Source organism: Aeromonas sp. Y311-2, from assembly GCF_027706025.1.
GTDB classification, from domain to species: domain Bacteria; phylum Pseudomonadota; class Gammaproteobacteria; order Enterobacterales; family Aeromonadaceae; genus Aeromonas; species Aeromonas veronii.
This window is the reverse complement of the sequence record NZ_JAPDCL010000003.1, coordinates 140626-146757: the sequence shown is the minus strand read 5'-3', so window position 1 is coordinate 146757 and position 6132 is coordinate 140626. Positions and strand designations below refer to the sequence as shown.

Sequence of the window (6132 nt, the reverse complement as noted above, 5' to 3'; positions counted from 1 at the left end):
AAAAAATGATTTAGATGGGTCGTTAGCTCAGTCGGTAGAGCAGTTGACTTTTAATCAATTGGTCGCTGGTTCGAATCCAGCACGACCCACCATCATTTCAGAATCCCAGGTCGTTTAGCTCAGCTGGGAGAGCACCTCCCTTACAAGGAGGGGGTCACTGGTTCGATCCCAGTAACGACCACCATATTCGCAAGCGAGGCTGAGATATAAGCTTCAGTTGCAGATAAAGTCCCCACTCAGATGGGGATTTTTTTGCCCGCAATTCAGTACTTCAACTTCTTCTGTTGCCGGTGTGGCGAGCCGAACGCCACCTCTTATTGTGCCACTCTGCCACTCTGCCACTCTGCCACTCTGCCACTCTGTCATTTCGCACATCCTCTACTCTGCTTTGCCGAGATTGCCCGACTGCACTCCTGTCCATCGTGATGCTGCTTATATGAACGCTTGTAATAAAGTGAACGCCAGCAATAAAAAGGGCAGGCCAAGGCCTGCCCGCAAAGATGCGCAAGATGCTACATGATCCCGCGGATCAGGATCCCGCTGATCAGCAGCGGCGCTACCACGCGCCAGCACCAGAGCAGCGCCAGACGCAGGGCGGGTGACAGGCCCGCAGGCAATATGGCATCACCCAGGCGCCAGCCCAGCAGCAGGGTCAGTACCAGACCAAACAGCGGCATCATCAGGTTGGAGGTCAGATAGTCGAGCAGCTCGAAGATGGTCTTGCCAAACAGGGTCAGATCGCTCCATGGGCCGAACGACAGGCTCACCGGAATGCCGGAGGCCATGATAAGCAGGGTCAGTACCCGGCATGCGCCACGACGCGACCAACCCCACTCCTCGGTGGTGAAGCGCACCAGATGCTCCAGCATGGAAATGGAGGAGGAGAGCGCCGCCACCAGCAGCAGCAGGAAGAAGACCACCCCCAGCCCCTGACCGAACGGCAGATGACTAAACACGGCAGGCATGGTCATAAAGGTGAGCCCTGGGCCTGCGGTGGGATCGATGCCGGTGGAGGCCAGCGCCGGGAAGATCATCAAGCCCGCCAGCACCGAGATAAGGCTTGCCAGAGTGACCACCCAGACCCCGGAGCGCAGCACCCCTTCGCTATTGGGCAGGTAGGCGCCATAGGTAGTGTGTACCCCGAGCCCGATGGAGAGGGAGAAGAAGGCCAGCCCCAGCGCATCCAGCACGCTCTGGCCGGTCAGCATGGAGAAGTCTGGCAGCAGCAGCTGGCGCACACCCGCCATGGAGCCGGGCATGGAGAGGCCAACCCCCACCAGCAGCAACATCATGATGAAGAGCGCGGGCATCATCCAGCGCAGTGCCCGCTCCACCCCTTTCTGAATACCCCCCTGCACGAACCACCAGGTCAGGCCTGCGAAGATCAGATGGGTCAGCACCGGCCACCAGGGGTTGCTGACATAGCCGTTGAACAGGGCGGTGAGGGCGCTTCCTTCGCTCAGATTGAGCTTGCCAGCCATCGCCAGCGCGGCGTAACCCACGGTCCAGCCGCCCACCACGCTGTAGAAGCTGTAGATAAAGAAGCCGCAGGCGATCCCCATATACCCCATCCAGCGCCAGTTCGGCCCCACCAGTTTGCGGAAAGCGCCGAGCACCCCGCGCTGACTATGGCTGCCGAGCAGAGTTTCGCCGACCTGTACCGCTACCCCCAGGGTGAAGCTGAACAGCAGAAACACCAGCAGAAAGGCGCCACCGCCATTGGTGGCGGTCACATAGGGAAACTTCCAGATGGCACCAAGGCCAATCGCGGTGCCTGCTGCGGCCAGCACATGACCGAGACGGGAAGACCACTGAACCTGGCTCATACAACCTCCGGGTAACACGACATCGAAGCAATACTCCTCTGTAGCAATAAACGACAGACCATAAAAAAGGCCGCCTGAGGCGACCTTTGCAATGAACATTCAGAAAAACTGTGCGTGCAAGGTCACCTCTCTTGCGAGCTAAAAAATCGACCAAACAGCACGAGGATGGCAGACATGAGGTGGCAACCTGACCAATGAATGAGGGAACAGCCTAAACCATGGAAAGAATAATTGACACATAAAATCAAAAATTTTTTATGTGTGCCGCTGTCACCACTCTGGCTATACGTACAGCTCAATGGGGGAGAACCTCGCAGGGCCGTATCTTTTCTACCTTGCGGCTATTTACTGGGCGATAATCGACGTAGCTTCTTCTGGAACTAGTGACTGCTACATGGTGCTGACGGGAACAACGATGAGACAGGATGTCGTATGAGATGGATGATGTTGCCCTGGTTACTGATCAGCCTGAGTGTGTCGGCGCAGCCCGGATTAACCCTGCTGAGTCACGACTTACCCCCCTTTACCGAATACCGCGACGGCAAGCTCGACGGATTCGCCATTCGTTTGATTGATGAGGTGCAGGAGGAGCTTGGCACCCGCTATCCGGTGCGGATTTACCCGCTCAAGCGGGCGCTGGCGCTGGCACGGGTCGAGCCCGGTTATGGACTGTTCGTGGTACAGCGGCTCCCGGAGCGGGAGTCCCATTTCAAATGGGTTGGCCCGCTCTTTATCAATCGGGTCTTTATCTATCAGGCGCCGGATAGTCGCCACCCGCTGACCTCGCTGGCACAGCTGCGGGATCTGCCCAGAGTGGGGGTCGTGCTGGGTAATGCCGATGACGTGCGGCTGACCCATGAGGGCTACACCAATCTGGTGCGCTACAAGACAGTCGGGGAGGCGATAGAGCGGCTGATGCTGGGCAAGATCGATGCCTTGCCGATGGCGGAGCTGGTGATGGAAGCCACCCTCGACAAGATGGGGTTATCCCGGCGCAGCATCGTCAGCAGTGGAGTGCTGCTTCATCAGGCCGGTCTCTATATCGTCTTTTCCAAGGGAACGGATGATGCCGAGATCACCCGCTGGCAGCATGCCCTGGATGCCGTCAGAGCCGCCCAGGGGCGGGCCGATGAGCCCGCCCGCGACGAGTAACCGTCACACCAGACCGCGAATCAAGATCCCGCCGATCAGCAAGGGGGCAATCCAGCGCCAGCAGTTCATCAGCAGGTGATGCCAGTGGCTGGCAATCCCCTGCGGCAGTGCCTTGCGCCCCAGCTTCCAGCCCAGCAGCAGCGTCAGCATCAGGCCGAACAGCGGCATCATCAGGTTGGAGGTGACAAAGTCCAGCAGCTCGAAGATGGTTTTGCCAAACAGGGTGGCGTGTTGCAGCGGGCCAAACGACAGGCTGACCGGAACACCGCTAACCATGACGAATCCAGTGATGGCGCTGCAGGCCGTGCGGCGTGACCAACCCCAGGTCTCGCACAGGAAGCACTGCAAATGCTCCAGCAGGGAGATGGCCGAGGAGAGCGCGGCAAAGACCAGCAGGGCGAAGAAGATCACCTCAAGCACCTGACCGAAGGGCAGCAGCTGAAACACAGCCGGCATGGTCATAAAGGTGAGACCGGGGCCGGAGGCCGGGTCGATACCGGTCGATGCCAGCACCGGGAAGATCATCAGCCCCGCCAGCACTGCCACCATGCTGGCCAGCAGCACCACCCAGAGGCTTGAGCGACCAACCCCTTCGCTGGTCGGCAGATAGGCGCCGTAGGTGGTGTGGATGCCAAGACCGATGGAGAGGGAGAAGAAGGCCAGTCCCATGGCATCGAGCACGCCGGACATCCCCAGCTTGCTGAAGTCGGGCATCAGGAAGTGACGTACTCCCGCCATCGCATTGGGCAGGGTGAGGCCAAAGGCGACCAGCATCAGGATCATCAGGAACAGGGCCGGCATCATCCAGCGCAAGGTGCGCTCCACCCCTTTCTGAATGCCTCCTTGTACCACCATCCAGGTGAGGGCGGCAAACAGCAGGTGAGTGAGGATTGGCCAGACGTCGCCGCTGACATAGTCATTGAAGCGGGCGGTGAGGGCCGCCGCATCCCCATGGTTGAGCTGACCGGAGATGGCCATGCCGGTATAACCCAGGGTCCAGCCGCCCACCACGCTGTAGAAGCAGTAGATGAGCAGGGTAGAGATCACCCCCATTACCCCAACCCATCGCCACTGTTTGCCGAGCAGATCGGAGAAGGCTCCGACTACCCCGCGGCGACTCATGCTGCCGAGCAGGGTCTCCCCCATCAATACCGCCACCCCCAGGGTGAAGCTGAACAGCAGAAAGACCAGCAGGAAGGCGCCGCCGCCGTTGACGGCGGTGACATAGGGGAATTTCCAGATTGCGCCGATACCGACCGCGGAACCCGCTGCGGCGAGGATGTAGCCGAGTCGGGATGACCATTGGGACTGCTTCATAAGAACTCCAATCGAGCGCCCCTTGGCAGGGGCAGAATGGCGCTCATGTTACGGAGGTCACGGCGCAATCACTACGACGGTTATCAGGCATAAATGCGATTTATTGGCACGATTGGCTAATTTAATTCTGTTTTTTGCCCAATCCTGCCACCAAATAAAAACCGGAGCGAGATTGCTCCGGTTTGGTCTCTGACAACTGCTCGTCGGTGGACTAGATCACCCCCAGCTCCCGCAGCCGCTCCATCAGGTAGCTGTGGGCAGTATGGCGCTCGGAGAGCACCACATCCGGGCGCGGGTGGAGGAACAGCGGCAGGGAGATACGCGACTTGCTGGCACTGCCACCGGTCGGGTTGATGACGCGGTGAGTGGTGGAGGGGTAGTAGCCGCGGGAGGCCTCCTGCAGCATGTCGCCGATATTGATGATGAGGGTGCCAAAGTCACACGGTACGTCCATCCACTCGCCGTCGGAGCCCTTCACCTGCAGCCCCGGCTCGTTGGCGGCGGGCAGAATGGTGAGCAGGTTGATATCCTCGTGGGCGGCGGCGCGGATGGCACCCGGCTCCTCGGTGCCATCGAACGGCGGGTAGTGCAGCACCCGCAGCAGGGTCTTCTGGCTCTCTTCGATCATCGAGGAGAGAGGGCAGCTGTAGTGAGCGGCGATATCGGCCGGGGTGTACTGCTCGACCCAGCCCAGCAACTCGGCGGCCAGACCGTTGGCGAGGCGGTAGTACTCCATCGCCTGCTCCTTCAGCTCTTCCGGCATCTGGCCCCAGGGGTAGATGTGGAAGTACTCCTTGATGTCTTTCTGGCTATGGCCCTTGGCCACCTCGGAGACCGAGGGCGGGAAGTAGCCATCCTGGGTCTCGCGGTTGAACAGAAAATCCTGCTTCTGCTCGCTCATGAAGAAGCGATACCAGTTGTCGTAGATGGACTGCACCAGCTCTTTCGGGATGGGGTGGTTGGTCAGCACGCCAAAGCCGGTGGTTCGCAGGGATTCGGTGAAGCGTTGGGCCGCATCGGGTGAGCGGTAATCGACGGTCAGGACTTTCATTGTTTTTGTTGCGCGCCAGTTAAAAGATGGCGCAGTTTACCTTGCGCCTGATAACAAGGAAAGCGGGTTGGCCGCCCGTCTGGCACGGCGTTGAATAGTGACAAAAACATCAAATAAACCGCGCCAGACCGCACGGGAGCGCATCCCTTGTTATGGCCTTTTATCCTCTCTAGAATGCCGGTCACTATCTTTTCCGGAGTCTGTTCATGTCCCCCAAAATCCTGTTGCTGACCCTGCCGGTATTGCTGGCGGGATGCAGTGCCCTGTCAGAAGATGAGTGCCGCACCATGAGTTGGTACAACCTGGGTTATCAGGATGGAGCGGAGGGCAAAACCCGTCAGGCGACCCGCGATTACGTTTCGTCTTGCAGCGAATATGGCCTCAAAGTGGATGAAGCCGAGTGGAAACGGGGCTACGACAAGGGGCTGGAGCTCTACTGCATTCCCGAGCTGGCTTACAGCAAGGGCAAGGAGGGGCATGCCTATCTGGGGGTATGCCCCAATGATGCCAGCTTCCTCAAGCAGTATCAGCGTGGCTACGAAGAGTACAAACTGGCTGCCCGCCTGCGGGAGATCAGCGACGAGCTGGAGCGTACCGAACGGGATATCGATACGCTGGAGCGCAGCATCCGCAACGAAACCAACACGGAACAGCGTGACTATTACCGCGCCAAGCGCGATCGGGCCATTCGCCACTACGAATCTCTGCGCCGGGAGTATAACCGTCTGCGCTATCCGGATCGGGTGATCCAGTTCTCCTTCGGCGGTTAATCCCTCTCTGCATGGC

5 protein-coding genes and 2 tRNA genes are annotated in these 6132 nt (G+C 59.2%); 4 read left to right on the top strand and 3 right to left on the bottom strand.

Going from position 1 to position 6132, the window contains the following annotated elements; all coding sequences use genetic code 11:
• Positions 1–16: 16 nt before the first annotated feature.
• Positions 17–92, top strand: a tRNA-Lys gene (locus tag OKC42_RS04400).
• Positions 93–108: 16 nt separating this feature from the next.
• A tRNA-Val gene (locus OKC42_RS04395) sits at positions 109–184 on the top strand.
• 328 nt (positions 185–512) lie between these two features.
• On the opposite strand, the gene OKC42_RS04390 is transcribed toward OKC42_RS04395, so the two are convergent.
• Positions 513–1826, bottom strand: a complete 1314-nt coding sequence (locus OKC42_RS04390) for a sodium-dependent transporter (protein ID WP_058056587.1) — start codon at positions 1824–1826, stop codon at positions 513–515.
• A gap of 432 nt (positions 1827–2258) precedes the next feature.
• Between OKC42_RS04390 and OKC42_RS04385 the strand changes: the two genes are divergently transcribed.
• Positions 2259–2978, top strand: coding sequence for a substrate-binding periplasmic protein (locus OKC42_RS04385; protein ID WP_270819125.1), 720 nt, complete (start codon positions 2259–2261; stop codon positions 2976–2978).
• A 3-nt stretch (positions 2979–2981) separates the two neighbouring features.
• Here OKC42_RS04385 and OKC42_RS04380 read toward each other — a convergent pair whose 3' ends face one another.
• Both OKC42_RS04380 and OKC42_RS04375 read right to left on the bottom strand, forming a co-directional pair.
• Positions 2982–4295: a sodium-dependent transporter gene (locus OKC42_RS04380; RefSeq protein ID WP_005335722.1), complete on the bottom strand. Its 1314-nt coding sequence runs from the start codon at positions 4293–4295 to the stop codon at positions 2982–2984.
• Between the two features lie 211 nt (positions 4296–4506).
• Positions 4507–5346: an isopenicillin N synthase family dioxygenase gene (locus OKC42_RS04375; RefSeq protein ID WP_108612566.1), complete on the bottom strand. Its 840-nt coding sequence runs from the start codon at positions 5344–5346 to the stop codon at positions 4507–4509.
• 206 nt (positions 5347–5552) lie between these two features.
• Here OKC42_RS04375 and OKC42_RS04370 point away from each other — a divergent pair, with 206 nt between their 5' ends.
• Positions 5553–6116, top strand: a complete 564-nt coding sequence (locus tag OKC42_RS04370) for a DUF2799 domain-containing protein (protein WP_270819124.1) — start codon at positions 5553–5555, stop codon at positions 6114–6116.
• Positions 6117–6132: the final 16 nt, after the last annotated feature.